Below are 25,964 nucleotides of genomic sequence, written 5' to 3' on the forward strand. Positions count from 1 at the left end.
TCCAGGATCAGCTATGCGTCAAGCTTGGAAAGGCAAAGGCAGCCGCGATGCGTCGACGCCATTGCGGCACTAGGCGGGTCAGCACCACGCCATGGTCCTGATAGGCATGCACGAAACAGTCCGGCTCGGTCAGTATCCCCACATGTTTCGCCGGCAGATGCGGGCGCCAGCGAAACACGATGAGGTCGCCGGCGGCCATGGCCGCAACGGGCTTCTCCAGCAAGTGTTTTCGCAGTCCATCGAGCAGCCGTTCCTGTTCCGTGGCTTCGGCCCAGTCAGGCGCGTAAGGCCCCGGATGCTCCAGCTCGTGGCCGTAGATCTCGCGCCAGACCCCAAGCACCAATCCAAGGCAATCGCAGGCCACGTCCTTGCGGCTGCCCTGGTGACGATATGGTGTGCCGACCCACGTCAGCGCCTCCGCCACGACAGACGCCGCAACATGTCCACCGCTCATGGCACGATTGGCCGGCCGTCAAAGACGCCGCCTTCCGTGACATAGGAATAGCCCGCGTCGTTGCCCGGAAGATGCGGAAAGCCACGAAAATTAGGAGCGTTGGCGAACTTCGCCTTGCAGGTTGCAAATGTCTTGTCGCATCCGGCGCGGACGGAAAACGTATCACCTGCCATGACCGCCGCCCCCGCACTCGGGCCAATGATGACCGTCACTCCAGAAGCCTCCCGGCGATGGGCGACGATCCGTTCGCTGCGACCGCTCCTTGCCCCGGCGGTCCAGGTCAGCGTGCCATGCGTAAACCATCCCGACGTGAAGCCACCGAGGCCCGACACAGTCAGCAGATCGGGCTCGGCATGGGCCGCTACGGTTCCGCTGCCCGAAAACTGCGGCTGGTTCAGCATCACGCCGCACCTGGCATCACCAAGCTCGGCGTCACAGGCGCGATTGACATAGCGCCCCCTCGGCTGGTCGAGCGCATGCGTGGCACTTTCCAGCTCGGCCACAAAACGCTGGTCGCTGCGCGTGATCTTGCCAATGGTCGCGGTCCGCAACAGGGCAAACTGCTCGGGCATCATCCAGTTGACCAGGAAGGTTTCCACCTTGGCATTGTCATAGAGCCCGGCAGCGATATCCGCGTCGCGGATGCGTTCGGACGACAGCGCACCTTCGACGTCGACGGTGTCGACCGCGAGACCAAGCGAACTGCGCGCCTCACTTGCGGCGAGGCCCGTTTCCGGCTCGAATGTCGTGCCATCCAGCACCAGTGGACGGTCATGATCGGTAAAGCCGGTCACGGCCCCGTCGGCGCGTGTCAGTCGCCAACAATGGCACACGCTGGTCACGGGACGGCCGAGATGATTTGTCAGTGCCGAAGACATCGTCACAGCAGCACCTCCACGAGGGGAATCGACGGGATCTGCCCGGCTTTGAAGGCCGTGAGGCTCAGGGACAGGCGTTCGACATCGAAGCGCACCGGCACATGGAATTCAAAACCCGCTGTCACCCCCAAGCCCATTGCCGGGATCGAACCCGCTGCGAAAACCACCTCGCCGGTAGCACCATCGAATGAGAATGCCGACGCTGGCTGCGCTGCACCGGCAATGGCGATCCTGAGACTCCCCGCAACCGGTTTGGAAATCAGGCGCTGGTAAGCGTCGGTGCCGGTGCCATAGGTTTTGATCAGGGCAAACCGCGCCTTTACGCCATCGCCCGTCCCCAAGACCTGATCCAGAATGTCGGGAGCTTGGCTCGGCCGGCATGACTTCATGTCGAACGGATCGCGGAACCTGAATGCGTGCAGCGAGCCGCGCCGCGCTTCGAAAAACGCCAGGACGTCATGAAGATCGTCGAGCGACTTCACGCCGGTTCCAGCGTCATAGTAGTGCCGCGACTGGGAAAAGCGCAGGTTGCGTTTCTCCCGCCCCGAAGTCAGCGAAACGATTTCGTTGCGCCGCTCCGGCCCGCCCGTCGCGCCGAAGGACACGGCGAGCGGAAAGACCTCGTCATGGAAACTGGCCAGCTCCGACACGATCCCTCCTCAAAATGTTCGCGTGCCGCGCGACACGGCGCGCGCCAGCATGCCGGTGATCTGCGCTTCGGATTTTCGGAATGACGCCGCGTCCTGCGCGGTCACGTTGAACACGACATTGACGGCGCCACCGCCGCCCGGTGCCGCAACGCCCAAGGCGCCATCAGCCCCACGGCGCAAGGGCAGGATCGCCTCGGCACCGGCCTCGCCCATCAGGCCGAGGTTCTTGCCGTTCGGAAAATAGGTCGGCGACGACACCACGCCGCCGGATGCAAACGGCACAACGCCGCCCGTCACACCACCCTTGGCGAAGGGCAGCGCTTTCTGCAGGCCCTGCATCAAGCCCTGGAAGAGTGATCCGCCCAGCGACTGAAGCGGCTTGAGGCCTTGCCCCAGCGCCATGCCGGCGATGTTCATGCCCAGGCCTCTCAGCACGTCCTCGAGTTCGCGTCCGCCGACGGTCGCCAATTTCAGCGCGCTTGTGAGATGAGCGCCGAAACTATCGGCCCGCTTTTCCAGCGACTTCAGCGTCGAGACAAACGAGCTGTCGTCCGCTTCGATCTTGACGATCACACCATCAGCCAAATTGGTTCTCCGTCCGGTCGGGAAACATTTTCATCAGCTCAACGAGGTTCTCCTTGCCGGGCGCTCCGGTTCGGGCCACGCCGAGCACGCTCATCGCGCGCTCCAGCTCGCGCGGCGTCATGGCCCAAAAGTCCCTCGGCGATAGCCGCAACAGGCCAAATCCCATGGCCATCACGCTGTCCCAGGGGAATTCCGCGCCGGTACCTGCTGCGGCGACTAAGGGTTTTGGCCATTCTCCGCCTTGGGCATTGCGCCGAAGGTCGTGGTCAACAGGTCCGCGACAATCGTCGCAAAGCCTGCGACGCCGCCTTCAGCGCGCATGCCGCCGACATCGTCGTCGGAGAGCTCATGCCCGGCACCGCGCAAACCTGCCCCAATGACACGGATGATGTCGGTCGCCGACAGACGCCCACTCGAAAACCGTTCCACCAGCGCCGCAAGATCGGCTGCGGCATAGCTCGCTTCAAGCTCAGCCAGTGCCCCCAAAGTCAGGCACAGCCGGTGGCTCTTGCCATCCAGTTCGGCGGCAATCTCGCCGCGCCGTCTGTTCGCCGTCATGGCGTCACCGTGAAGCCGACGACGCCAGCAGATTCGAGCGCCACCTCGAAGGTCACCTCGCCATCATGGTTGCCGGTATATTCCAGCGCGGTGATCTGGAATGGCCCGTCGACGACGCCGAAATCAGGCACGGCAAGCTGCCACCTCAAAATCTCGCCGCCAAAGAAGCAGCTGCGGATCCTGGCGTCGGATTGCTGGTCCTTGAAGATGCCGGAGCCGCTCACCGCCGCCCGTTGCACCCCGCTTCCGGCCAGAAGCTCGCGCCAGCGTCCCGCCGACTCCGCATCGGTGATGTCGACCGTCTCGCTGTTGAAGGCGATGCGCTTGGAGCGCAGGCCCGCAACCGTCACAAAGCTGCCCAGACCGTTGCTGTCGATCTTGAGCAGAAGGTCCTTGCCCTTCTGTGCGACCATGAATTGGCCTCCTGAAATGTCTTGAGAGATGTTGTCGGCAAGCCGGGCGTCAGACGCCGATCGGCTCGGTCACCGCGCGAAAGCGCAGCAGCCCGTGCTGCAGCGAAAGTCTGTCGTCGAAACGCGTCTCGGAGAATTCGAGCCGCATGCTCACCAGATGCTGCGTGCCCAGATTAAGCGTTGCGTCGTCAAGCAGCGTGCGCACGACCTCCATGATCTCGAGTGCCTCGCGCTTACCTTGCGATTTCGACCAGACATGGACCGAAAACAGCTGTTCGGTGCCACTCTCGGTGTCCGTGCTCCAGTCATAGACGCTCGTCTGGCCAAAGGTCAGATAAGGAAAGACCACATTGGCCGGCGCCTGGTCGTGGATCTTTGGCCCACCCAGAAGTGCCACCAGCGGCGCGTTGCCGCGAAGTGTGGCAAACACCGCCTTCTGCAACTCAGCGGCCGGGGCGGTCATCGTCTCGCTCCCTCATCCTGCGCGGATTTACCCGCCTCGGCGGTGCCGCTGCCTCCCCACCGGAAGCCTCGCCACGGTAGCCCTGTTCGACATCTTCCGCCAGTTCATGCGCCTTCCAGCGCAGCGCCCGCTTCAGTCCGTCGAGCGTCAGCTTCATCGTCACATTCATGCGCCTTGCTCCCTTGTGCGACAAACGAGGTAGCGCTGCGTTTCGTCCGGATCGTGAACGGTAATGATGTCCAGCACACGCTGGTTCCGGCGCAGCCGCATCCCGCTTTTCAGCTCGCCCCGCCATCGCATGGTGACACGATGCGTCGCCGTCTCCAGCGTCTGGTCCGCGCCAAACACACTTTGCGCCGACACCGGTTCGACCAACGCAAACAGTGTCGCCAGTTCGACCCAGCTTTGTGTATGGCCGCCAAGGGCGTCCGGCGTCGTCACGCATTCTTCCAGCGCAAATTCGCTACGCAACGCGCCAGGATCGATAAAGCTCATGCGCATCAGAGCCTCCGTGCACGATAGCCGGAAAGCAGGCGATCATATCCGCCGGGATAAGACACCGGCTGGTCGTCCGGGCCGAAGCTCGAGCGAAACTCGTACCAATGCGCCACAAGCAGCAGCATCGCCCGCTTCAGCAGGTCAGGCACATCGGTGCCCACCTCACCAAAGCCGGCGCGAAAGTCGATCTCAACGCCGTTCATCGCGCGCAGCCGCCCCGGCGCGCTGTCGAAATGGATGCGGGCGGGTCGCGAAAGCGTATCCAGCTGGTATGCAGCCGGATTAACGATGGACGCCGCGCCCTCGCTGCCGAAAATCGTCACCGAAAGCACCTGCCGCACCGGATGCCGCGCCAGCATCACGACATTGTCGGTCGGCCAGCGGTCGAGCAGCAGCCGCCAGGTCTGGTCGATCAATGCGATGCCCGTCGTGCGCTCGACATCTTCGCGCGCGGCGCGGATCAGGCCGCTTATCAGCGCATCCTCGCTGGTGTGGGTGATGCGCAGATGCGCCTTGGCGTCGACCAGCGTCACGGGCTCCAGCGCCGGCGCGCCGGTTCTGATCAGGGTCATTCATCACCTGTGTCTTTATGGAAAAGGAGCGGCCCCGGTGGGGAGGAACCGGGGCCGCGACGGCACTGAGCGGCGAACGGACGCGAGGCCCGTTCACGCCGGCTTACGCGGTGCCGTATTTGAGCAGCTTGATCGCGCTGAAGTCCTGGACCCCACCGCCAACACGCTTGGTCGTGTAGAAAAGCACGTAGGGCTTGGCGGAATAGGGATCGCGCAGCACCCGCACGCCCGTGCGGTCGACGACAAGATAGCCGCGACCGAAATCGCCAAACGCGATCGGCGTCGCGTTGGGTGCCGCATCCGGCATGTCTTCGGCTTCGACCAGCGGGAAGCCCATCAGCATGGCACGCTGGCCAGGTGCCGAAGGCGGCTGCCAGAGATAGTTGCCGTCGGCATCCTTGAGCTTGCGGATCGATGCCTGGGTCTTGCGGTTCATCACCCAGTTGGCATTCTGCCGGTAGCCCGCCTTCACTGTGTAGACGGTGTCGATCAGGATGTCCGAAGGACTCGACGCCGGCAGAGCGCCAGACACACCAGTCACCACATAGCCGATATCGCCCCAGGCCCAGCTCGCCTCGGCCACCTTGTTGTAGTCGAGGAAACCCTTGGGCTTGTTGACGCCATTGCCATTGACGAAGGCCGTGCCTTCCTGCTCGGCAAAGGCCGTCTCGACCTCGGAGGCGATCCACTGGTCGAGGTCAACGACGCTGTCTTCAAGCAGCGAGGCCGTCGCCGCCGGCATGGCGTAGAGTTCCATCGTCGGAAACTGCAGCTCGGCCAGGACAGGTGTCGCCGTTTGCGGCCGCACCGCCGTCTCCGCCACCCATCCGACCGCTGGACCGGAGACTGTAAACGGCTTTTTCAGCACGGCGGCTGACACCTGGCGAACCGAAGCGATCGAACGCAGCGGCGACAAAGTCGACAGCCGGCGCCCGATTTCGGCTTCCGTCTCGCTCGGCACCAGATAACCGCCGTCCTGGCCGGAGCCATAAGACATCGCCTTGGTGTCGAGCGATCGCAGCTGCCGGTCGTCACCGCTGCGCATATAGGCCTCGAACGCGTCCTTGTGCTCGCTTGGCATCGAACGGCCGTCGCGCCCAAGGGCCGGTCGCAGCCGCTTCAGCGACAGGCCGTCGAGGGTGCGTTTCTGCTCGTCGAGCGCGCGCGAGATGCGGTCGACCTTGTCGGAGGTCACCACATCGGCGCCCAGCTTGCCTTCCAGCTGCGCCAGACGTTCGTCATTGCTGTCCTTGAAGGCCTCGAAGGTGGTCATGAACTCGCCGAAGGCATCCTTCAGGTCGAGTGTATCGCCAGCTGCTCCCTTGATTTCGGGGGCGCGCGGCGCGTGGGTCTCGTTCATACGCTGCTTCCTTTTTGTTTGATCATGCGTGTGGCCTGCCTGATACGTTCGGCGAGGCCGCTCTCTGATCCCCATGCGGCGTCCCGCTTGCGCACAAGGCTGGCGAAACCCTCGGCGATGACCGCCCGGGCGTCGCTCCTGGTCAGCCCCGCATCCCGCGTGAGCCAACCTTCGAATTGTCTGGTTGTCGGCAACCTCCCGCGCCCCTTGACCGTGTCGATGCGCGCCTCGGGCAGCATCGGAAAGGTGACGATCGAGATCTCCCAGAGATCGGCCTCAAGGATATGGCGCACACCGCTCACTTGTTCCTTGCGCGCCTTCACGGCGCGGAAACCAATCGAAAGGCCGTCGAGCGCGCCGCCACGCAAAAGATTATGCACGTCACGGGCGCGGGCAACGTCCTTGGCCAGCCTGCCGCGCACGAACAGGCCGCGGTTGTCCTCCTTCAATTCCGTCCAGGTACCAATCGGCTGGTTGGGATCGTGTTGGAACAGCATGCGAATGCCGGCAGCACCCCGTGTCCGCAGCGATTTGGCAAACGCCCCGCGCTCAACCACATCCTTGCCGAGATCGACACGCCCAAACAGGCTGGCATAACCCGAGAAGGTGCCGTCGACAGCGACCTCGTCGAGCACCAGGTCAACGAATTTCCGTTCGCCATTCCGCATCGTTGCCTCATGCATCATGAGCGCCACTCCTCTTGCGTCTTTGCTCGATCCAGCGGCCGATACGGTTGCCTTCAAAGGCGCGCATGACAAAGCCAAGCGCCCACCACGCGCACAGGCTTGCGGCGGCCGCTCCCATCATGGTCATCTCGGTCGGGCTGATCAGTTCTTCGATGCCGAGCTCAGCCGCGATCTTCAGGCCGACAGTGCCACCAAACACCAGCCCGCAGACCACGCCCACTGAGAACCGCACTGCGGCCTCGCGCCGCCCTTGCGGCAGGATGTATGCGAGCGAGATCGCCGAGCCGGCAATCGCACCCGCGCCCTTGGCCAGCCACAGCCAGCCGGGGTCGGATATGTACGTCATTGCTCTTCGGTCCTGTGTTTCGGATGTTCAGCCGCGGGGCGGATAGCCCACCGCCTCGCGCTTTTCGTCGTCGCTCAGGAAGTTTGCGGCTTCGACCCTGGACCACAGCGCGTCGCGTTCGCCGGCAAGCCCCTCGACCTGGTCGGCGTCGTACCAGAGCCGCAAGCCTTCGCCGAAAGCCGGCGCCAGCCAGGCCGAAAGCTCCCTCGCCGTCCGCGCCACCAGCGGCAGCACGGTCAGGCGATAAAAGGCGCGGTTGGCCTCCTGGTAGTTCGCGTAGGTATTGTCGCCAGGAATGCCGAGCAGCATCGGCGGCACGCCAAAGGCGAGTGCTATGTCGCGGCTCGCCGAATGCTTGGCCTCGATGAAATCCATGTCCTTGGGCGTCAGCCCCATCGCCTTCCAGTCAAGTCCCCCTTCGAGCAGCAGCGGCCGGCCGGCGCGGGTCGTGCCCGAATAGCCCTCCTCCAGCTCTGCCTTCAGCCGGTCGAACTGCTCATCGCTCAGATTGCCGCCGTCCTTGGGCGCATAGACCAAGGCTCCGGAGGGCCGCGCCGAATTGTCCAGCAGCGCCTTGTTCCAGCGCCCCGCCGCATTGTGCGTATCGAGCGCGATCAGTGCGGCTTCGAGCGGCGGAAACCCGTAGTGATCGTCGAGCGGATGAAACAGCGTCAGATGCGCCGCACCGCCCTGTTCGCTCAGGCCGAGGCCGATACGACGGCGCGCACTGCCCTCGCGATATTCAAGCGCCGTCGGCCAACCGCTCGCATCAGCTGCCACAGCGACCCTGTCGGGCCGCAGCAGGTGCAGCTCGCGCGCCCCACCGCCCGCCTCGACCAGTTCGACATAGGCATTGCCCGAAAGCAGCAGGTGCCCGTACAGCGCTTCCATGAAGCTGCCGCCGGCTTGCCGCTCATTCGGCCGCTCGAACAGCTTCAGCAAGGCGTGGTCGTCCAGTTCGCTGGCGCCCTCATAGAGCAGCCAGGGAATAGCCGACGCCGTCTCCGAGATCAGGCGCACCGAGCGATGCACGATCGGATTGCGCATGAAACCTTCGCTCGCAAGCCCGGCATAATCACGCCGCGTCCAGCGCGCCTCGCCTTGCGCATGGATGGCGACAAAGCCAGTCGGCCCGCCGCTCTTGCGTTCAGGCACGGCGCTACCCCTCCCAGTCCGCCAGGACCAAGGCCAATTCAAAGCCATATCGTTTCCTGTTCAGAGAAAATCGCGGATTCGCGGTTCGGTCGACCAGTCCGGCATCAGTTCGCCGATTGCCCAGACCAGCGCATCGACGCGGTCGGGAGAACGGCCATTTGACAGCCCATTCGGGCCGAAGTCGCACATTTCGTCTTCAAGTGCTGAAAAGCGGCCGGCATGCCGAACCTTGCCTTGCGCATAAAGTGCGGCAATCGGCTCGGCGCGCAGCCATTTCGACCGCCGCGCCCGTACCGCCTTCACCGGCAACGCCGGATCGACAGTGCGGATCACCGCCGTCACCATCTCGCCGCCCTGATTGGTCTCGGCGACAATGCAGTCGGCTTCCAGGCGGTGAAAAAGCCTCACCGCCGTGCCTGCCCAGTCCTGCGGTTTCGCTGCCTGGACCGTGGCATCGGCCAGCACCACCGCCCGGCCTGCGCCATCCAGCCCGACCGCGACAATGCCGCAGGCATCAGAGGTTTTGCGCGAACTCGCCGGCGGATCGACCGCAACCACGATGCGGCGCAAGTCGCTCGCTTCCGCGACCAGGGCCGCCTCAAGCATATCGCGCGACCACAAGGCATCGTCGCGATCCTCGATCAGTTCGCCGTCCAGTTCCTGCCGCCCGAGCACGCTGCCGCCATAACGGCTGCGGATCGCGCCCAGAAAGCCGGGCGCGAGGTTCGCGCTGTTTTCGTCCGACCGCATGCGGGTCACTACAACCTCCGGGTCGGCCAGCAGCCGCTTCAAAAGCGGCACCGGACGTGGTGTCGTGGTGATGATCTGCCTCGGCTTGTCGCCAAGCCTGAGCCCGAACTGCAGCATGTCGAAACAGGCCTCGGCATGCTTCCACTTCGCCAGCTCATCGCACCACGCCGCCTGAAACTGCGGCCCGCGCAAGCTGTCGGGATCTTCGGAGGAAAATATCTGCGCCACAGCGCCGCTGTCCCAGACCAGCCTTTTGCGGCTCGGTTCGAAACGCGGCCGGTTATGGCGCGAAATCGTTGCGATCCCGGACGGCCCTTCGATCATCACTTCGCGAACATCGGCCAAAGTCTCGCCGACCAGCGCAATGGGTGAATGACGACGGTTGGCAAAGGGCGAAAGCCCGCGCACCATGCTGTTGACCCATTCCGCCCCCAGCCGCGTCTTGCCCGCTCCACGTCCGCCGATAACCAGCCATGTCGCCGGCTCTGCTTCGAGCAGATACTGAGCGATACGGGCTGACCAAAACCACTCCTTGGCGATCAGCTCACCTTGGCGAGGGATCAGGCTCTTGGGCGCCCAGCACCCGTGCATAGTCTCGAGCAAGCTCAATGATGCGTCGGTCGATCCTTGCAAGCACGTCCGCCATTTCTGCATCTTTGTTCGTCTGGCTCACCTTGGCTGCATCGCCTCCCCGCATCAGCTCGCTGATTTTTTCGACCGTCCTGACGATCGAACCGACCATGTCGACCTGGGCCTTGTCGAGACCGCCTTCGTTTTCCAGCCGAAGTGTTTCGACCTGCCCGACAAGGGAATCGGCAAGCCGCGCCAGCCGGTCGTCAAAATCACCCGCAATCGGGCTCACCCAGCCGTCCCGCAGCATGCGCCTGCCGATAGACGACAGCGCATAACCGCTTGCTGCCGACAAAAGTTCGGCGTCGACCTTCGCACCTTCAAACAGGGCGCGCAGTGCTTGCCATCGCTCGTCCGCTTTCGCGACCAACGAAACCTCCATGATAATGTCTTGGGAAACTGCCTGTCGGTGCAGCCGGTTTGGCTACACTTCTTTGACGATAGCCAGACACTATCAAAGCACCGTCACGCTGTCAAGAATATATTCCTATCATGGCGCATTTTTCGTAATCCCCCAGCTGTGTCCAACTGCCTCTTGTCGTACCGGCAAAAATCGGTGACAAGTCAGGCATGGGCCGAGGGACGCGCGCCCTGTATTCGCCAGCAATAGTATTTTGGTATAAGCTGCAGCACGCCCGGGCTCGTCTCGAATGGAAAATCCCACCGAACCACGCAAGAAGAGAGGCCGCATCGCGGCTGGCCTGCTGGCCATCGACGCATGGCTCGACTCCACGCTCTACGAACTGCGTTTCAGGGCGCAGCAGTTCTGGGAAAGCGCCACGATCTTCTTCCGCCGCTTTCGCGTCAAAGGCTGGCGCCGCGGCGTCATCGAGATGTTGAGCGAGTCATTCACCATGGCAGCCGGCGGCTCGGTGGTCATGCTCGCGCTCGCCATGCCGGCCTTCCAGGAAACCACCGGCAACTGGCGCAACCAGGACGACTTCGCCGTCACCTTCCTTGATCGTTACGGCAACGAGATCGGCCAGCGCGGCATCATCCAACGTGACTCGGTGCCTGTCGACGAAATGCCCGACCATGTCATCAAGGCAGTTCTCGCGACCGAAGACCGCCGCTTCTTCGAGCACTACGGCATCGATTTCTTCGGCCTGGTCCGCGCCATGTCGGAAAACATGCGCGCCAATTCCGTCGTTCAGGGCGGTTCGAGCATCACCCAGCAGCTCGCCAAGAACCTGTTCCTCACTAATGAGCGCACCGTCGAACGCAAGGTCAAGGAAGCGTTCCTGTCGCTTTGGCTCGAATCGAACCTGTCCAAGAAGGAAATCCTGCAGCTCTATCTCGACCGCGCCTATATGGGCGGCGGCACATTTGGCATTGCTGCGGCCGCCGATTTCTACTTCGGCAAGCAGGTCAAGGATCTCAACCTCGCTGAGGCGGCGATGCTCGCCGGCCTGTTCAAGGCGCCGACCAAATACGCCCCTCACATTAACCTTCCTGCTGCGCGCGCTCGGGCAAACGTCGTGCTCAGCAACCTTGTACAGGCGGGGTTCATGACGGAAGGCCAGGTGCTGTCAGCGCGGCTGCATCCCGCCGACATCGTCGATCGCGGCGACCGCAAGAGCCCCGACTATTTCCTCGACTGGGCCTTCGACGAGGTCAAGAAGATCGCCGCGAAGTCGGGCATCCACTCGCTGGTCGCCCGCACGACGATCGACATGAACATCCAGAAGGCAGCCGAAGAGTCGGTCGAGTTTCATCTGCGCCAGTTCGGCAAGGAATATCACGTCACCGAAGGCGCGGTCGTCGTCATCGAGACCAATGGAGCGGTTCGCGCCATTGTCGGTGGCCGCGACTATGGCGCAAGCCAGTTCAACCGCGCCACCAGGGCCCAGCGCCAGACCGGCTCCTCGTTCAAGCCTTATGTCTACGCCACCGCCATGGAAAACGGATTCACGCCTGAATCAGTCATTTCGGACGGGCCGATCAGCTGGGGCACCTGGTCGCCGAAAAACTACACGCGCGGTTACTCCGGCCGCATGACGCTGACAACAGCACTGGTCAAGTCGATCAACACAGTGCCGGTGCGGCTTGCCAAGGATCACCTTTCCATCCCGCCAATCAAGGCGATGACCGAGGCGATGGGTGTCGAATCTCCGGTCAGCTCCCACAAGACCATGGTGCTTGGCACGTCGGGCCTGACGGTCATGGATCAGGCGACCGGCTATAGCGTGCTGGCGCAGGACGGCATGGTCGGCACGCGCCACGGGATCACCCAGCTCGTCACCCATTCAGGCCAGCTCGTCTATGACTACAGCAAGGACGCGCCGCCGCCCCACCGCGTGCTGTCCGAACAGGCAGTCGTGTCGATGAACTCGATCATGGTGCAGATTCCCGAGGTTGGCACGGCGCGCAAGGCTGCCCTTGCCAACATCCGCTCCGCCGGCAAGACCGGCACCACCCAATCCTACCGCGACGCCTGGTACATCGGCTACACCGGCAACTACACGGCTGCCGTCTGGCTTGGAAACGACGATTTCTCGCCGACCAACAAAATGACCGGCGGTTCGCTGCCGGCGATGATCTGGCAGCGGTTCATGGCCTATGCCCACCAAAACATCGACCTGAAGCCCATTCCGGGCATCAAGAACCCCTTCGTCGACCCGGCCGCGATCGCCAAGGCCAAGGAGGCCGAGAAGAACGGAGCCCAGCCCGCAGTAGCCGACACCTCCGATCGTCCTCCCGTCTTGTCGAGCACGACCACGCGCGCGCTGCGCGACATCGCCGACTTCTTCCACAACGCGCCTGCCATCGAGCCGCCGGCCGAACCAGAGACGCTGTCGGCGCTGTGACGTTGCAAGGAGCTCGCCAGCAATCAGTCCCGTACCGGTTGCAGCCGTTCCCCGCTTGCCTTCCTCTCACATGGCGGGATATTCCTCCGCCAACTCCATCCTGCGGCGGCTCATGCTGAAACAATCGCTCCTGATAGCTCTCGCCCTTGCCGTCGCGGTCGGCGGTGGTGCGGCGAGCGTCGGCATGGTGCTCAATTCGCAAGAGGGCATCGGTGCCGTTTCGGTCGGCCCCTGGACCGCGTTTCCCGACATCGGCACGCCGGATGCCGATCCCTATTCCAAGGCGCGCGTGGCGCGCGACGGCATCCTTGCGCTTGGCCGCGCCGAAGGTCTCAGTTTCGTCGCCGATCGCGACTCCAGCGGGGTCACCCTGAAGAGCGAGTGCAACTATCGCGTCGAAGGATCGTTGCCGGTCGCCAGATTCTGGACGCTCTATGCCACCGACAAGGCGCACACGGCGCTCAAATCGGGCATGCGCCGCGACCAGGCATTGCATTCGCTGGAGGTTCTGCGTCAGCCAGACAATTCCATCGAGATTTCGGTCGGCAAACGGCCTGAGCCCGGCAATTGGCTCGCGGTTTCGGGCGTCGGCGAAATGAACCTGGTGCTGACGCTCTACGATACGCCCATCGCCAGCAGCACCGGCCTGTCCGGCATCGAAATGCCCCGCATCGTCAGGGTCCAGTGCAATGCGTAGGTTGTTTCACGCACTGGCTATCGGGCTGATCGGCGCCGGCATCGCCCACATCGTCATTCTGCTGCTCGTGCCCAATTTTTCCGAGCGTGATGCGTGGTCGCGTCTGGCAATGGTAGCCGGCCCCAACAAAGTCGTCCGCCTCGACCAGGATGTCGGCGGCGCGCCAGTGGTGAAGTCGCTCGATCCGTCCTTCGACGAAGCCGCCTGCCGCTTCGACCTCACCGAAGGTGTCGTGCGCATCGACAACGCCGGCAAGGTTCCCTACTGGTCGGCCTCAGTCTATGACCGCAGCGGGCAGAACATCTACAGCTTCAATGACCGCACCGCGACCGACGGCAGTCTCGACTTTGTGGTGCTTACCCCGGCGCAGATGATCGACCTGCGCAAGGAGTTGCCGCCGGAATTCGAAAAGTCGATTTTCGTGGAAACGCCGATCGACGAAGGTATCGTCGTCGTCCGCGTCTTCGTTCCCGACGACAGCTGGAAGCCGATCGTCTCGCGCTTCCTCGACGGCATCAACTGCGAAATTCAATAAGGCGCCGCGCCAATCAAGCCTGCAAAGACGGGCATGCGACCCAGAACCCCTTCGCTGCGGTCAATGTCTCGGAACCGGATCGTTCCGGCGAGGAAGGTCATTGCGCTCCGCATGATCCCCCACTGCCGAAGCAGTGCTCTTGGTGCGCTCGTAGCGCACACCCGGAAAAATGATGATGGATGCAGTCGTTTCCGCTGTTTGCGAGGACCGGCGGATGGCCGCACGACGCGGCATGAATGACACTATGCTGCCCATGGTTGGCGATTCCCTCTCGGTTCAACCGGAGTAAGCACGCAACGCCTCCATCACGATAAGGCCAGCAGAGCGTTAACAGTTCGTTACCGCCAAGCCTTCGATTCAATTCCCAGCCATTGCCGCCCCAACCGTGCGACAGGAGCAAAGCAGGGAGAAACGTCGTAACCTTTTGTTAATCAACGCATTTCTTAACGGCAAAGTTAACAGTCCGCTAACAAATCCGCGCTAAGTTTATCTTCATCTTCGGGACATCCAGGACGGGCACAGCGGCGCCCGGCCGCTTCCGAGACAATGTCGAATTGTGTCAGGCGTAACCGTTCGTGTCAGCATCGGACTTCAGGCAAATCGCCATCGGACGCGAAACCGGAAAGCCCGAACGGCTGTTCCGGGCGGCGGTCTCTGCGTTTTGCGCCCTGCCCCGCCCTTCGCGCCGCGAAATCGCGCAACTTGAAGATCTGACGCTGCCGCTGTTCGACAAAGTCTCGGTGGAAGCCCGCCGGTTTGTCGCGGCCGCCCTTTCCGAGAGCGAATATGCGCCGCCTGGCCTTGTCCGCCGCCTTTGCGACCAGAGCGTCGATATCGCCGCACCGCTGCTGGTCCGTTCGCCCGTCTTGTCAGACGTCGCGCTCATCGCGCTGATCGGGCGCCATGGCCTGCCGCATGCCCGCGCCATCGCCCGCCGCCCAAACCTCAACAAGACCATCGCCGACCTGATCAGGGTGCTCGAACGCCCGCGCCTGGTTTATCCCGAGGGCGCAGCGCAACAACCGGAAGCTGCCATCGATACCAGCCCGGCGGTGGCTGCTCCGGCACCAGATGTGTCCACAGCCCCGGTTCCCGGCCAACTCGCCGAAAATGTCCGCCGCCGGCTGCGCTCGATGATGACGCCCAATGCCCCGCATCAATCGGGATCGAGCGAGGGGCTGCCCGGCGCGCAGGCCTATGACAGGCTCAAGACAACCGCCCTGACAGGCAATAGCACTTTCTTCCAGACAGCCCTTGCGGACGCGCTGGAGATCGATTTCCAGACGGCCCGTTCGATCACTGAAAAAGCGGGCTACTCCTCGCTCATCGACGCGCTCAAGGCGCTCGACCTGCCGGAAGAACAGGCTTTTCTACTCGCCGCCACGACTTTCCCGGGCCAGTTTGCCCATGCCGAGGCGATCAGGCTGTTCCTTGAACGCTACCGCCTGCTGCATCGCGATGTAGCACTTGATCGCGTGCGCGACTGGAAGGCGGCCTCCGTCGGAGCCCGCATCCGCAGCAACGCCGAACGTCTTCGGCCACAACCGAAGGCTGACGGGTCCCTCAGGGCGTCGTAAGCGAAACCAGATCCTTGATCTCGGTCTTGCCAGGTTCGATCTCCACTACCCAGATGTCAGGGTCGAAGCGACGCTCGCGCTCAAGCCGCTTGTCGATCGCCGTGCCGTCATCATCGCTTTCAAGCAGGGAGAACTGGCGTTCGTCCGGCCGTGCCATGTCGTAGCTTGTCTGGGGTGCCGGCCCATAAAGGTTCGAGCGGCCAAAACGATCGCGGGTCATGATGAAGACCGCTCCTGCCTCCAGCGCTCCCCGGTTGAGAATGGCGCCAAAGCCCCCTTCGCCGAAGACCCGCCGTAAGAGGGCCGATACCCAAAAATCCGTGGTTAAGCGCATTCGTCCGGCCCGATCGCAATTTCGATCCGGCCTCTATAGCGGCTTGCAGGCAAGGCGCACAGGTCATTCGGCCCGGGTCCGTCCGTCAGTTGGTCAGGCCGATCTCGCGCATCTTGACGTAGACCGCAGGGTCGGGCTCACCCGTTTGCGGCAGGCCGAATAGGGACTGGAACTCGCGGATTGCCGCCTTGGTCCTGCCGCCAGGGACGCCATCGATCTCGATGCCGTCATTGCCGAAGGCCTTCAGCCCGGCCTGAATCTTCATGATCCGGGCGCTTATGCCTGCCTCACTCGTCGGTTCGGTGCGAGCAGGTAGCGGAGCCGCTTCGACGCGCGGCGCGGGCGTAGGAGCAGGCGTTGCCTGCATGCGTGGTGTCGGCTTGGGAGCGATGCCCGCGGTTGTTTCACCAGCGCCGAGTTGTTCGAGCAGCGCAGGATCGATTTCGCCGGTCGCGGCAAGGCCAACCTTCTTTTGATAGGCTTGGATTGCAACGCGCGTGGCAGGCCCGTTGAGCCCGTCAACCGTTCCGTCGTAAAAAGCCAAGTCTTTCAGGATGCTCTGGACCTGTTCGATCCGTGGATCGCCCTGCGGTCGAACAACTTCAGCCTGCGGCCTCTCGATCTTGATCGTGGTCTCAGGCGTATTCTCGTTCATATCAGGGAATTCGACCGCCTCGCGGGTCGAGAAGAACGCCCCCTTATGCGCATAGGGCTGGTACCACAACGCATTGGCCGAGACGTAAAACAGCGCCACCAGAAAGGCTGTCGAGCCGCCGACAAGGACAGGATTGCGCGCAATCAGTCCGCCGAGCGCAAGGACGCCCTCTTGCAGGGGACTGCGGTCTTCGACGACGACCTGCTTCCTAGCTTGCTTTGCGGAGCGAGCCATTGCGCATCTCCTTGTTCCTGCTCGCCGGCAGCCGCATCAGTTCGCCCTTTGTCGGCTCTGGCCGCAAGGCTGGCCCTTCGATCGGCAGGCTGATGGTCACAGTCGTTCCCTCGCCCGGCGCGCTCTCGATCGACATGGTGCCATCGTGCAATGCGACCAGTCCCTTGACCAGAGAAAGCCCCAGGCCCGTGCCTTCGAAGCGGCGGGTGTAGTCGTTCTGAACCTGCATGAAGGGCGTACCCAACCGCGGCAGGTCCTCCTGGGCGATGCCGATGCCGGTATCCGACACCCAGAAGTGCAGGCGCGAGCCAAGGCGCTTGGCGCCGATCTCGACCCTGCCGCCCTCAGGCGTGAATTTCAGCGCATTGGACACCAGGTTGATCAGGATCTGCTGCACGGCGCGCCGGTCGGCCTTGACCTCACCTGTACCGGCAGCCACTTCGATAGCCAGGTCGAGCGCTTTCGCCTCAGCCTGCAGCGCCAGCATCGAGGCGCACATGTCGACAGCCTCGCGGAACCTGAACGGCTCAGGATTGATCGCATAGCAGCCCGACTCGATCTTGGTGACATCAAGGATCGAGTTCACGACCTCAAGCAGGTGCTGGCCGGAATCGCGGACGATGCCGACATATTCCTTCTGGCGCGGCTCCTGGAAGCCACCGAACATCTCGTGCAGCAGCATGTCGGAGAATCCGATGATCGCGTTCAGCGGCGTCCGCAGCTCGTGGCTCACAGCGGCGAGGAAATTGCTCTTGGCAAGCTCCGCGCTCTTCACCGCATCGGCTGCCTTGGCCAGTTCGTCGCGCAGGTCGGCGACCGTGTCGTTGTCGCGGATGATCGCAACAAACGATTGGCCTTCGCCCTTCATAAACTCGAGCGTAAACGGCCTGAAATTGTCGCCGGAAGCGCTTTCGTTCTGCCGGGGCAGACGCAGGCGCAGTTCGACCTGGCGGAACTCGGCACCGTCGCGCATGTCGGCCAGCGCGCAGAGATAAGCAACACGATCCGCAACATGGATGCGGTCGAAAAGGGCTGTGCCGAGCAAAAGCTCAGGCTGCAACCGCAGCATGGTCCGAGCCTGCTCCGAAACATCGGTCACTTCGCCATTATGTGCAACGCGCAGCACCACTGCCTTGAGCACCTTTTCCAACGCATTGGTCGGAGCGACATCGTGCTCGACGCGGCGATCCAGAAACGCGCTGGCGCGAACTGCAAAGGTTGCGAGCCAGGCAACGGGCAGCAGCCAATGCCAGGCCGACACCGCGGCACCTTCGGCAAATGGCATCGAGCCGAGAAAGCCTTGAGACAGCAGAGCTGCAACGGCCGCGACCGCGCCAAGCATGGCCGCCTTGCGTGTGCGCCAGACCCACAGCGCTTCGAGCGGCAGCGCAGCCACCAGCAATGTGGCCGGCGAGGTCACCCCACCCGCGGCAGCTATGATCGCAGCGATCGCGGCGGTTCCGGCAACCAGCGATGCCACACCAATCTGCGTGGCCTTGCACGTGGCGGCAACCAGGAGCGCGGCAAGCCAGCTCAAGCTGAAAGCTGCGAAAATGACGGCAAAGGTGGCCGCCGCGCCAAGATTGGCCGAAACCAGGACCACGCCCGCCCCGGCGACAAGAAAGGGGGCTGCCAGCAACAAGCCGACAAGGCGACGTTGCAGCGACCGCGCGGAGCCATCGATCAGCGGATGGACCAACCGGTCGCAGCCAGCGGCCACCGCGCCGGAAAACTCACCGTATCTGGTCATGACAAAACTCAACGCTACGCACTCTTCCGTGGCTCGCTTGCGGCTCTTTTGTAGTTGTCCCCAAACTCGCACCGAGCCTTTAATGAAGGAATAAAGCAGGGCGACCGAAACCCGGCCGCATGGCGAATATCGGGATCACAACGCCGACATTCGAGAACAGTTGTCGCCATGGTAAACGGAGGGTTATTTGCCGACTTGGGGTCCGCGAATCTGGCCAGAACCCGCCCTCACGAAATTTCGCAATTTAAATCAATTGCTTACGAGTCCCATGACAAATTACGTGGGCGAACATGTCAGCCGCTCGGGCCAGTCCGTTAAACTTTGGTGAAAAGCTTTCGAAAAATGCCATCTTTCGCAGCAAGCGCTCCTTTGCTCATTGATGCCATTGTCGACCCTACAAGTTGCGTGGCCGCCTAAAGACAGGCCGGCCCCGCCAGACCGCAAGAGGCATCCCATGGGCTTTCTCATCAGAACCGCATTCTGGTTCTCGCTCGTCCTGCTGCTGCTGCCGCTCGGCACCGGCCCCAATGGTGAAAACAGCGTCAGCCCGCTGCAGGCGATCTTCGCCGCGCGCGAAGCGGTCGGTGACATCGCCGGCATCTGCGAGCGTAAGCCCGAGGTTTGCGAGACAGGCAAGGCTGCGATGCAGACCATTGGTGTCAGGGCACGCGAAAGCGCCCGCATGGCCTATGAGGCGCTCGACCAGCAGTTTGGACAACCAGACACCGCCACCCAGACGGGCAGCGTGCCGGCGACGGACGACGAACCGGCCATCAAAGCCCCAGCTCCCGCAAACTGAACTCCATTTGGCCAATGCGTAGGTCCACCGCAGGTCGCCCGCCTCCGACACCTCAAGTGCCTTTCTTTTTTCGTGACGGGCAGCCCTACTGCCACTATATCCAAATCACCATGACGACCTTGATCGACACCATCCGCGACGACTTCACATTCCTGGACGAATGGGAGGATCGCTATCGCTATGTCATCGATCTCGGCGAAGCGCTTCCACCTTTCCCCGAGAGCGCTCAAACCGATGCCAACAAGGTGCAGGGCTGCGTCAGCCAGGTCTGGTTGGTGACCCATCAGGGCGACGGAGCCGATCCGGTCATCCGCTTCGAGGGCTATTCCGACGCCCATATCGTGCGTGGGCTGGTCGCCATCATGCTTGCGCTGTTCTCCGGCCATCGTGCCAGCGAGGTCAAGGCAATCGACGCGGAGGCGACCTTGAAAGAGCTCGGCCTCAACGAACACCTGTCGCCGCAGCGCGCCAATGGCCTGCGCGCGATGGTCAAGCGTATCAAGCGCGACGCCGAGACCGCACTGCACCAGATCGCCTGAGCCACCTCAGCCCAATTTCGGGCGATAATCTTCCGCTCCCCAATGCAGGACCTTGCGGCCGCGATTGATGCCGGCACCCGGATTGTAGTGGCGCGCCAGCACACCCAGTGCCGATTTGAGCACGATTTTCGCCGAGCGCACCGGCCAGCAGCGCTCTGCCTCCACCAACTCCAGGCCCTTGAGAAAACAGCAGACGTCGATCAGCACACCTGAAAGCTCCGGCCCAACAGCATCGATCGCCATGTCGACCCGCTGGCGCGCGGCAAGTGCCGCGTCAGTCAGATCGACCAGCCCGCCGCCAGCACCGCGCTTGCCTGACGACACACTCGCCACCCAATTTGCGCCCATGCGCGGCATGATCTGGCCGCGCGTGTAGTCGGAGCGCAACCGTTCGCCGGCGGCAAATTCGCTCCGGCTCAGAAACGGCTCGCCCGCCTTGGTCTTGCGCCGGACGAGTTGGCTCAGCGGCGATTCCGACAGGTTGATCAGAGCCGCATGCTGCCCCGCCACAGTATCGACAATGATCGTTTCCAGCTCGCGGTGCTGGCCCTGGAACGGATCGACCGTACTCGCCTCGCGCCGCGCAGCCGCCCTCCCCTCCGGCGACAGTCGCACCGTTTGTGAACTGCGGCTGACTAGGCCCTCGCGGGCAAGTGCCGCCAGAACCTTCGCGTCGACGGCTATCCGCTCGGCCCTGTCATTTTCGAGCAGCACCTTGCCGCCACCTGCAGCCGGCTCGCACGCGGCAGCTCCCTTGGCCAATAGCGTGAGTACGCGCTTCCGCAGCTTTTCATCCACCAGATCGTTGCCCATCTCAGCGCTCCAGCCTGTCGCGAAACGCCGCGATCGCCACCCGCTCGGCAAGGGCAACGATCCGGTCGAAGTCGGTATCGTCGCGCAGATCTTCGACGGTATGGCAGGCATAGAGCACCGTCGTGCGGTCGCGTCCGAAACCACGGCCGACCTCGCTCATGGTGAAGCGGAAGACAACGTGCGCGACATACATCGATATCTGCCGAAGGCGGCTGATGTCGTTGCCCGTTCGGCCAAGCCGCCGCAGCTCCTTGCTCGGCACGCCAAAAAGCGCGGCCATCAGGTCGATCATCGCATCGCATCGCTCGACCACCTCGTCGCGACGCATTTCGGCAAGCAACTCGAGCGACGAGCGCTCGTCCCTGGCAGCGGCTTCGCGCGCCTCGTTCTGCCGTTTCACCAAGAGTGCCGATGTGGATCCCACCAAACTCGTTCCTTCCAGAGATAGGAATAAGTTCTTATATCCGTGGTACCGCAGGGTGTGAACAAAAAATGAACACTTGGATCGCGACAAAATCATCAAACAACTGGAATCGTTCAACTTTATATTTTCAAATGCGGAAATTTGCGCGAAGTTTCTCCCCACCCCAAAAACCGCCCGCATCATTGTCCGATCACTTCACAGCAGGCAGGATCGCGATGCGGGATTTTTCAGGTGAAATTGCAGCGTTCAAGAGAGACAGGCTGACCGAGCTCATGGATGCCAGGCAACGAGCCGCCTTGCAGCTTTGCTGCGGGATCGAGCTTTCGAATGCCCTGTCCGGAGAGCCGACACCGACATTGGCGCTACTCAAGCGTCTCGAGCGCGCGATCGAGCGCGAGCGGCTCAGAGGCGTCAATCGCCATTGGAGCTACGATCTCAACCGCCACATCGCGCTCAAGCAGGTACGCGACCGGCTGAAGGGCGTGTTTCCCGATCAGCCTGGACGCCTGTCGCTCCGGCCGCGCCGACACCGGCCAAAACGCAAAGCGGCGCCCGAAGGCGCCGCACGCTGAATGTCATTCGAAGGGGCCGTTACTTGGCCTTGCGCTTGCGGCCCAGGCCCATCTTCTTGGCCAGCTGCGAGCGCGCAGCCGCGTAGTTGGGCGCCACCATCGGATAGCTGGCATCAAGGCCCCACTTCTCGCGATACTGGTCCGGCGTCAAATTGTAGTGCGTCATCAGGTGACGCTTGAGCGATTTGAACTTTTTACCGTCTTCAAGGCAGATGATGTAGTCATCATGCACCGAGCGCTTGGGATTGACGGCAGGCTTCTGCTTGTCTGCCGGCGGTGTCTCGGCGACGTTGCCAACGCGGCCCAAGGCTGCGTGAACATCGGCGATCAGCCCCGGAAGCTCTCCCACCGGGACCGGGTTATTGCTGACGTAAGCTGCCACCACATCGGCGGTCAGTTCAATCAGTGTGTCGTTGCTAGCTGCAGGCGTTTCGGAAGTATCCATATGCTTCAGGCCCCAATGTGACTGGATGTTTTTTTGCCCGACATTTCGACGGGATGCGGCGCGTTCTTGTATCGCAATTTACCACTACGACTCGCGTTCCATCACTTTAATGAGCCTGTCGCCATAACAAGTCAATTCACTATTCTTTGCGAATGCAAGAACAATGAGTTCAACACTTCTCTAACAAATGAACCTTTTTGATAGGGCAATGCCATCAAGTTAGATCAAGTTACGCAACGCTGAAAGTTCTGCCCGAGGGTCATTGTCAGCGATCAGTTACCACATGATCGTTCTTCTTTGCGGGATCGACAGTTTTCGCCAGATCGTCGCTTACCGAGCCCGGCCACATGCGATATCCGGCAGCATATGCCGCCTTGGCAAGCAAATGAGCAGAAATCGGCGCAGTCAGCAGAAAGAACACAACACCCGCCAGCGCGCGAAGTGCTGTAGCGGATTCACCGATATGCACGGCAAGTGCGATCAGCATCAAGCAGGAACCCACAGTTCCCGCCTTCGAGGCTGCATGCATACGTGTGTAGATATCGGGAAGGCGCAACAAACCTATGGATGCTGTCAGCGCAAACAACGCGCCAACCACGATAAGAGTTCCGGCAAGATAATCGCCGACACCGTCAATCATGGCCGCTCCTCTTCGGCTTCGTCTTCCTTGGCATCGACACCGCCGCTCATGACAAAACGCGCGAAGGCCACAGTGGCCAGGAAACCAACGAGACCAAGCGCTATGGCGACATCGACGTAAAGTGTGAAGCCGGAACGCAGGCCGAGAACGGCGATGAAGCCGATCGCGACCGCGACAAGCATGTCGAGCGCAAGGATCCGGTCAGGCAGCGACGGGCCCTTCACCACGCGCACCACCACCAGCAGGAACGAGATGGTGAGAAGACCAAGCGCGAAGTTCGCGCACATATTCAGGAAAGCTGCTCCAGACATCATCTGAATGCCTCCAGTATTCTGCGCTCGAAACCCTGGCTGATATCGCGCCGCGCCTGTTCGGGATCCGAGCAGTCCATGCCGTGCACGAACAGCGTGCGCCTGTCTTCGGAGACATCGACCGACAGCGTGCCCGGCGTCAGCGTGATCAGGTTGGCGAGCAAGGTGATCTCGAAATCCCGGTCGACCTTCAACGGATAGGCAAAGATACCGGGCTTGATCTCCATGCGCGGCGACAGCACCAGCCTGGCCACCCGGAACGCAGACAGGAGCAGTTCCTTGATGAAAAGGCCGATGAGCAAAAGCAACGCCCAGGGCCGAATGACTGTCCTTGACGCTAGACGCTGATCGCGCACCAGAAACAGGACGATCCAGCCAATCGCAAAGCCAAAGACCAGATTGGGGATCGAGTAGCTGCCCGAAATGGCGACCCAGACCAGGGCCAGTATCAGCTCGTTGCGGTACGGGATCATGATCCGCCTCCCCTGGGGAAGACCGCGTGAACATAGGCCGAAGCATCGAGCAGCCCGCTCGCGGCGGTCGCTGAGACACGAATGAACGGCTCGGGCACGACACCCATCGCCAGCATCGCCAAGGTCAGGATCACCAAAGCGCCGCAACCCAATGTCGACATGGTGCCGGAAGCCGCCGCTTGAACGCCTGGTATTCCGACGCGCCAGAACGCCAGGATGAACACGCGGCCGAGCGCAATGGTGGCAAGGAAGCCGCTGAGCAATATGGCCGCGGCGATCTGCCAGGCGCCGCTGTCGAGCGCGGCACGCACCAGCATCACCTTGGGCCAAAGTCCCGAGCCCGGAGGCAAGCCGGCCACAGCAAGCGAGATGATGAAGGCGAGCAAGGCGAGAAACGGGCTTGCGCCATAAAGGCCAGACAGCCGGTGGAGCGAAAAACTGCCGCCGCGCTGGCGCATCAGCCCGCCAAGCAGATAGAGCGCCGACAGCGCCAGCATCGAATGCAAGGCGTAGAATATCGCCCCAGAGAGCCCGCCATTCCCGCCGAGCGCGATACCGCCAAGCATGATGCCGACGCCCGATATGACGAGGAAGCCTGCGATCCGACGAATATCGGACTGCGCCAAGGCACCGAGCGCGCCGACCAGCATTGTCGCAACCGCCACCCAGCCGATCACGCCTGCGAGTGCCGCGCGCTCGACGGCAAAGATCATCACCAGCGTGCGCAGCAGCGCATAGATGCCGACCTTGGTCAAAAGCCCGCCGAACAGCGCGCCGGTGATCACTGGCGGTGTGTGGTAGGAGGCCGGCAGCCAGAAATTGACCGGAAACGCCGCCGCCTTCATGCCGAAAGCGAGCAGGAAGAGCGTCGCCAGCGTCATCAGCGGTGCTGCCTCGCCGATCTGCCCGGCCTTTGTCGCCAGATCGGCCATGTTGAGCGTACCGAAGGTTCCGTAGAGGTAACCTGTCGCGATCAGAAACAGCGTCGTGCCGACGAGATTGAGGATCGCATATTTGGTGGCGCCGTCGATCTGCGCCTTCTCGGACCCAAGGATCAGCAGGCCGAAGGACGAGATCAAAAAGACCTCGAACCAGACATAGAGATTGAAGATGTCGCCGGTCAGGAAGGCGCCGCTGACACCTGCCATCATCAGCATCAGGAACGGATAAAAGCCGTAGCGCCGGCCAGTCGCGTCGACATCGCTTACCGAATAAGCACAGCAGACAAGTGCAACGATCGACGCCGTCAGCGAAAAGGCAGCACCCAGCGCATCGACGGTGAAGGAGATGCCGAAAGGCGGCAGCCAGCTTCCCATCGTCATCGAGATGGGACCTTCGGCCAGCACACGCCGCAGCAAAAGACCGTTCGTGCCGACCATGACCGCGAGCACGGCGAGCGCCAGCACCGCATGCCAACGGATGCTGTGCCGGATCATCAAAAGCACCGCACCCGCGATGATCGGCAGCAATACAGGTGCGATGATCAGCCAGTCGGCCGCAGCCACTGGCGCTGCGATCATCGCTGCGGTCTTGTCGATGATCTGACCTTGCACGGCCATTGGCTCAATACCCCATCGGCGGCAGGCCGTCGTCGACGGGCTCGGCAACACGCATGCCGTCGGTGTCGTCAGTGCCGATCTCCTGGTAGGCGCGGTAGGCAAGCACCAGAAGGAAGGCAAAGAACGAAAACGAGATGACGATCGCCGTCAGGATCAGTGCCTGCGGCAAAGGATTGGCGACAGCCCCCGCCGGCACGTCGAGGCCGTCGGCGATGATCGGCGGCACCTCGCGCATGAGGCGGCCATTGGTGAAGATCAAAAGGTTCACCGCATTGCCGAACAGCACCACGCCGAGCAGGATGCGGATGATATGCCGCGACAGCATCAGGTAAATGCCCGCCGCGAAGAACAGCCCGACGAGGACGGCGAAGACGGCTTCCATCAATCGTGCTCCCGGTCTTCGAGGGCGAGCGCAATTGACGTGAACGACCCGACAACGACCAGATAGACGCCGATGTCGAAGACCATGACGGTCGACAGGTCGACGCTGATGCCCAAGAGGCTTGGCGCGCTCCACAATCCCGTCAGGAATGGCACGCCGAACAAAAGCGACGGCAGCCCGGCAACAGCGGCGGCAAACAGCCCGAAGCCGGCAATCGCCATGGGATGGAAATAGAGCGCGCGGCGCACAGCCGGCACGCCAAACGCGATGCCATGAATGGCAAAGGCCGATGCGGCGATCAGCCCACCGGTGAACCCACCGCCTGGCTCGTTGTGGCCGCGCAGCAGCACGAACACTGAAAACATCAGCATCAGGCCAGTGAGATAGGGCGCGGCGGTCCTGAAGATCAGCGTCTGCATG

At 62.4% G+C, this 25,964-nt stretch carries 36 protein-coding genes; 7 read left to right on the plus strand and 29 right to left on the minus strand.

What is annotated here, in order from left to right:
• Nucleotides 1-7: 7 nt before the first annotated feature.
• The 17 genes from AC1RTB_RS18030 to AC1RTB_RS18110 all read right to left on the minus strand — a co-directional run bounded on the left by AC1RTB_RS18030 (nucleotide 8) and on the right by AC1RTB_RS18110 (nucleotide 10,368).
• The gene (locus AC1RTB_RS18030; RefSeq protein ID WP_492880167.1) at nucleotides 8-454 is read right to left on the minus strand and encodes an NlpC/P60 family protein; all 447 of its coding nucleotides are present in this window, start codon (nucleotides 452-454) and stop codon (nucleotides 8-10) included.
• A complete protein-coding gene (locus AC1RTB_RS18035; RefSeq protein ID WP_492880313.1) occupies nucleotides 451-1,332 on the minus strand; it encodes a phage/gene transfer agent baseplate hub protein in 882 nt (293 codons plus the stop codon). The genes AC1RTB_RS18030 and AC1RTB_RS18035 overlap by 4 nt, the downstream gene beginning before the upstream one ends.
• 2 nt (nucleotides 1,333-1,334) lie before the next feature.
• The gene (locus AC1RTB_RS18040) at nucleotides 1,335-1,973 is read right to left on the minus strand and encodes a phage distal tail protein, Rcc01695 family (RefSeq protein ID WP_492880312.1); all 639 of its coding nucleotides are present in this window, start codon (nucleotides 1,971-1,973) and stop codon (nucleotides 1,335-1,337) included.
• An 18-nt stretch (nucleotides 1,974-1,991) separates the two neighbouring features.
• Nucleotides 1,992-2,567, minus strand: a complete 576-nt coding sequence (locus AC1RTB_RS18045; RefSeq protein WP_492880166.1) for a phage tail tape measure protein — start codon at nucleotides 2,565-2,567, stop codon at nucleotides 1,992-1,994.
• Nucleotides 2,560-2,739, minus strand: a complete 180-nt coding sequence (locus AC1RTB_RS18050) for a phage tail assembly chaperone (RefSeq protein ID WP_476785537.1) — start codon at nucleotides 2,737-2,739, stop codon at nucleotides 2,560-2,562. The genes AC1RTB_RS18045 and AC1RTB_RS18050 overlap by 8 nt, the downstream gene beginning before the upstream one ends.
• 44 nt (nucleotides 2,740-2,783) lie before the next feature.
• On the minus strand, nucleotides 2,784-3,125 hold the full coding sequence (locus AC1RTB_RS18055) for a gene transfer agent family protein (RefSeq protein WP_492880165.1): 342 nt from the start codon (nucleotides 3,123-3,125) through the stop codon (nucleotides 2,784-2,786).
• Nucleotides 3,122-3,538, minus strand: coding sequence for a phage major tail protein, TP901-1 family (locus tag AC1RTB_RS18060; RefSeq protein WP_492880163.1), 417 nt, complete (start codon nucleotides 3,536-3,538; stop codon nucleotides 3,122-3,124). Before AC1RTB_RS18060 ends, AC1RTB_RS18055 begins: the two co-directional genes overlap by 4 nt.
• A gap of 49 nt (nucleotides 3,539-3,587) precedes the next feature.
• Nucleotides 3,588-4,001, minus strand: coding sequence for a DUF3168 domain-containing protein (locus AC1RTB_RS18065; protein WP_492880162.1), 414 nt, complete (start codon nucleotides 3,999-4,001; stop codon nucleotides 3,588-3,590).
• Entirely contained in the window at nucleotides 3,982-4,170 is a 189-nt protein-coding gene (locus tag AC1RTB_RS18070) for a hypothetical protein (RefSeq protein WP_492880161.1), read from the minus strand. The genes AC1RTB_RS18065 and AC1RTB_RS18070 overlap by 20 nt, the downstream gene beginning before the upstream one ends.
• On the minus strand, nucleotides 4,167-4,502 hold the full coding sequence (locus AC1RTB_RS18075) for a phage head closure protein (protein WP_492880160.1): 336 nt from the start codon (nucleotides 4,500-4,502) through the stop codon (nucleotides 4,167-4,169). Before AC1RTB_RS18075 ends, AC1RTB_RS18070 begins: the two co-directional genes overlap by 4 nt.
• Complete coding sequence (locus AC1RTB_RS18080) at nucleotides 4,502-5,071, minus strand: head-tail connector protein (protein ID WP_492880159.1); 570 nt, start codon at nucleotides 5,069-5,071, stop codon at nucleotides 4,502-4,504. The genes AC1RTB_RS18075 and AC1RTB_RS18080 overlap by 1 nt, the downstream gene beginning before the upstream one ends.
• Before the next feature lie 103 nt (nucleotides 5,072-5,174).
• The gene (locus AC1RTB_RS18085) at nucleotides 5,175-6,431 is read right to left on the minus strand and encodes a phage major capsid protein (RefSeq protein WP_492880158.1); all 1,257 of its coding nucleotides are present in this window, start codon (nucleotides 6,429-6,431) and stop codon (nucleotides 5,175-5,177) included.
• On the minus strand, nucleotides 6,428-7,117 hold the full coding sequence (locus tag AC1RTB_RS18090) for an HK97 family phage prohead protease (RefSeq protein ID WP_492880156.1): 690 nt from the start codon (nucleotides 7,115-7,117) through the stop codon (nucleotides 6,428-6,430). Before AC1RTB_RS18090 ends, AC1RTB_RS18085 begins: the two co-directional genes overlap by 4 nt.
• Nucleotides 7,107-7,463, minus strand: coding sequence for a DUF6107 family protein (locus AC1RTB_RS18095; protein WP_492880155.1), 357 nt, complete (start codon nucleotides 7,461-7,463; stop codon nucleotides 7,107-7,109). Before AC1RTB_RS18095 ends, AC1RTB_RS18090 begins: the two co-directional genes overlap by 11 nt.
• A gap of 27 nt (nucleotides 7,464-7,490) precedes the next feature.
• Nucleotides 7,491-8,666, minus strand: a complete 1,176-nt coding sequence (locus AC1RTB_RS18100; protein ID WP_492880154.1) for a phage portal protein — start codon at nucleotides 8,664-8,666, stop codon at nucleotides 7,491-7,493.
• A gap of 12 nt (nucleotides 8,667-8,678) precedes the next feature.
• A complete protein-coding gene (locus AC1RTB_RS18105; protein ID WP_492880310.1) occupies nucleotides 8,679-9,959 on the minus strand; it encodes a DNA-packaging protein in 1,281 nt (426 codons plus the stop codon).
• Nucleotides 9,913-10,368, minus strand: coding sequence for a hypothetical protein (locus tag AC1RTB_RS18110; RefSeq protein WP_492880153.1), 456 nt, complete (start codon nucleotides 10,366-10,368; stop codon nucleotides 9,913-9,915). Before AC1RTB_RS18110 ends, AC1RTB_RS18105 begins: the two co-directional genes overlap by 47 nt.
• 280 nt (nucleotides 10,369-10,648) lie before the next feature.
• On the opposite strand from AC1RTB_RS18110, the gene AC1RTB_RS18115 reads away from it, so the two are divergent.
• The 4 genes from AC1RTB_RS18115 (at nucleotide 10,649) to AC1RTB_RS18130 (ending at nucleotide 15,614) form a co-directional block, all read left to right on the plus strand.
• On the plus strand, nucleotides 10,649-12,805 hold the full coding sequence (locus tag AC1RTB_RS18115; protein WP_492880152.1) for a transglycosylase domain-containing protein: 2,157 nt from the start codon (nucleotides 10,649-10,651) through the stop codon (nucleotides 12,803-12,805).
• Nucleotides 12,806-12,917: 112 nt separating this feature from the next.
• Entirely contained in the window at nucleotides 12,918-13,502 is a 585-nt protein-coding gene (locus tag AC1RTB_RS18120; protein WP_492880151.1) for a DUF1214 domain-containing protein, read from the plus strand.
• Nucleotides 13,495-14,037, plus strand: a complete 543-nt coding sequence (locus AC1RTB_RS18125; protein WP_492880149.1) for a DUF1254 domain-containing protein — start codon at nucleotides 13,495-13,497, stop codon at nucleotides 14,035-14,037. The genes AC1RTB_RS18120 and AC1RTB_RS18125 overlap by 8 nt, the downstream gene beginning before the upstream one ends.
• A 575-nt stretch (nucleotides 14,038-14,612) precedes the next feature.
• The gene (locus AC1RTB_RS18130) at nucleotides 14,613-15,614 is read left to right on the plus strand and encodes a DUF2336 domain-containing protein (protein WP_492880148.1); all 1,002 of its coding nucleotides are present in this window, start codon (nucleotides 14,613-14,615) and stop codon (nucleotides 15,612-15,614) included.
• Here the strand turns inward: AC1RTB_RS18130 and AC1RTB_RS18135 are convergent.
• The 3 genes from AC1RTB_RS18135 to AC1RTB_RS18145 all read right to left on the minus strand — a co-directional run bounded on the left by AC1RTB_RS18135 (nucleotide 15,601) and on the right by AC1RTB_RS18145 (nucleotide 18,587).
• Nucleotides 15,601-15,948, minus strand: coding sequence for a DUF1491 family protein (locus AC1RTB_RS18135; RefSeq protein WP_492880147.1), 348 nt, complete (start codon nucleotides 15,946-15,948; stop codon nucleotides 15,601-15,603). The genes AC1RTB_RS18130 and AC1RTB_RS18135 overlap by 14 nt on opposite strands.
• Before the next feature lie 85 nt (nucleotides 15,949-16,033).
• Entirely contained in the window at nucleotides 16,034-16,837 is an 804-nt protein-coding gene (locus AC1RTB_RS18140; protein WP_492880146.1) for a peptidoglycan-binding domain-containing protein, read from the minus strand.
• Nucleotides 16,812-18,587 (minus strand): sensor histidine kinase, encoded by a 1,776-nt coding sequence (locus AC1RTB_RS18145; protein ID WP_492880145.1) that lies wholly within the window; start codon nucleotides 18,585-18,587, stop codon nucleotides 16,812-16,814. The genes AC1RTB_RS18140 and AC1RTB_RS18145 overlap by 26 nt, the downstream gene beginning before the upstream one ends.
• A 454-nt stretch (nucleotides 18,588-19,041) precedes the next feature.
• Between AC1RTB_RS18145 and AC1RTB_RS18150 the strand changes: the two genes are divergently transcribed.
• A complete protein-coding gene (locus AC1RTB_RS18150; protein ID WP_492880144.1) occupies nucleotides 19,042-19,386 on the plus strand; it encodes a DUF5330 domain-containing protein in 345 nt (114 codons plus the stop codon).
• A gap of 110 nt (nucleotides 19,387-19,496) precedes the next feature.
• Entirely contained in the window at nucleotides 19,497-19,925 is a 429-nt protein-coding gene (locus tag AC1RTB_RS18155) for a SufE family protein (protein ID WP_492880143.1), read from the plus strand.
• A gap of 6 nt (nucleotides 19,926-19,931) precedes the next feature.
• Here the strand turns inward: AC1RTB_RS18155 and AC1RTB_RS18160 are convergent, their stop codons facing one another.
• Both AC1RTB_RS18160 and AC1RTB_RS18165 read right to left on the minus strand, forming a co-directional pair.
• The gene (locus AC1RTB_RS18160; protein ID WP_492880142.1) at nucleotides 19,932-20,738 is read right to left on the minus strand and encodes a DUF6456 domain-containing protein; all 807 of its coding nucleotides are present in this window, start codon (nucleotides 20,736-20,738) and stop codon (nucleotides 19,932-19,934) included.
• A 1-nt stretch (nucleotide 20,739) separates the two neighbouring features.
• Complete coding sequence (locus AC1RTB_RS18165; protein ID WP_492943831.1) at nucleotides 20,740-21,138, minus strand: helix-turn-helix domain-containing protein; 399 nt, start codon at nucleotides 21,136-21,138, stop codon at nucleotides 20,740-20,742.
• Between the two features lie 92 nt (nucleotides 21,139-21,230).
• Between AC1RTB_RS18165 and AC1RTB_RS18170 the strand changes: the two genes are divergently transcribed.
• Nucleotides 21,231-21,734, plus strand: a complete 504-nt coding sequence (locus AC1RTB_RS18170) for a hypothetical protein (RefSeq protein WP_492880140.1) — start codon at nucleotides 21,231-21,233, stop codon at nucleotides 21,732-21,734.
• Nucleotides 21,735-21,753: 19 nt separating this feature from the next.
• Here the strand turns inward: AC1RTB_RS18170 and AC1RTB_RS18175 are convergent, their stop codons facing one another.
• The 7 genes from AC1RTB_RS18175 to AC1RTB_RS18205 all read right to left on the minus strand — a co-directional run bounded on the left by AC1RTB_RS18175 (nucleotide 21,754) and on the right by AC1RTB_RS18205 (nucleotide 25,963).
• A complete protein-coding gene (locus tag AC1RTB_RS18175; protein WP_476787493.1) occupies nucleotides 21,754-22,179 on the minus strand; it encodes a Ros/MucR family transcriptional regulator in 426 nt (141 codons plus the stop codon).
• A 265-nt stretch (nucleotides 22,180-22,444) separates the two neighbouring features.
• Complete coding sequence (mnhG, locus tag AC1RTB_RS18180) at nucleotides 22,445-22,819, minus strand: monovalent cation/H(+) antiporter subunit G (RefSeq protein ID WP_492880139.1); 375 nt, start codon at nucleotides 22,817-22,819, stop codon at nucleotides 22,445-22,447.
• Nucleotides 22,816-23,133 carry a cation:proton antiporter gene (locus AC1RTB_RS18185; protein ID WP_492880138.1) on the minus strand — a complete coding sequence of 106 codons (318 nt, stop codon included), beginning with the start codon at nucleotides 23,131-23,133 and terminating at the stop codon, nucleotides 22,816-22,818. The genes mnhG and AC1RTB_RS18185 overlap by 4 nt, the downstream gene beginning before the upstream one ends.
• Nucleotides 23,130-23,603, minus strand: coding sequence for a Na+/H+ antiporter subunit E (locus AC1RTB_RS18190; RefSeq protein ID WP_492880137.1), 474 nt, complete (start codon nucleotides 23,601-23,603; stop codon nucleotides 23,130-23,132). Before AC1RTB_RS18190 ends, AC1RTB_RS18185 begins: the two co-directional genes overlap by 4 nt.
• Nucleotides 23,600-25,162, minus strand: coding sequence for a Na+/H+ antiporter subunit D (locus AC1RTB_RS18195; RefSeq protein ID WP_492880135.1), 1,563 nt, complete (start codon nucleotides 25,160-25,162; stop codon nucleotides 23,600-23,602). Before AC1RTB_RS18195 ends, AC1RTB_RS18190 begins: the two co-directional genes overlap by 4 nt.
• A 4-nt stretch (nucleotides 25,163-25,166) precedes the next feature.
• Complete coding sequence (locus AC1RTB_RS18200; protein WP_492880134.1) at nucleotides 25,167-25,544, minus strand: Na+/H+ antiporter subunit C; 378 nt, start codon at nucleotides 25,542-25,544, stop codon at nucleotides 25,167-25,169.
• Complete coding sequence (locus AC1RTB_RS18205; protein WP_492880133.1) at nucleotides 25,544-25,963, minus strand: Na+/H+ antiporter subunit B; 420 nt, start codon at nucleotides 25,961-25,963, stop codon at nucleotides 25,544-25,546. Before AC1RTB_RS18205 ends, AC1RTB_RS18200 begins: the two co-directional genes overlap by 1 nt.
• Between the last annotated feature and the right edge of the window lies 1 nt (nucleotide 25,964).

The sequence above is a fragment of the Aminobacter sp. GW821-FHT11F06 genome (assembly GCF_058808215.1).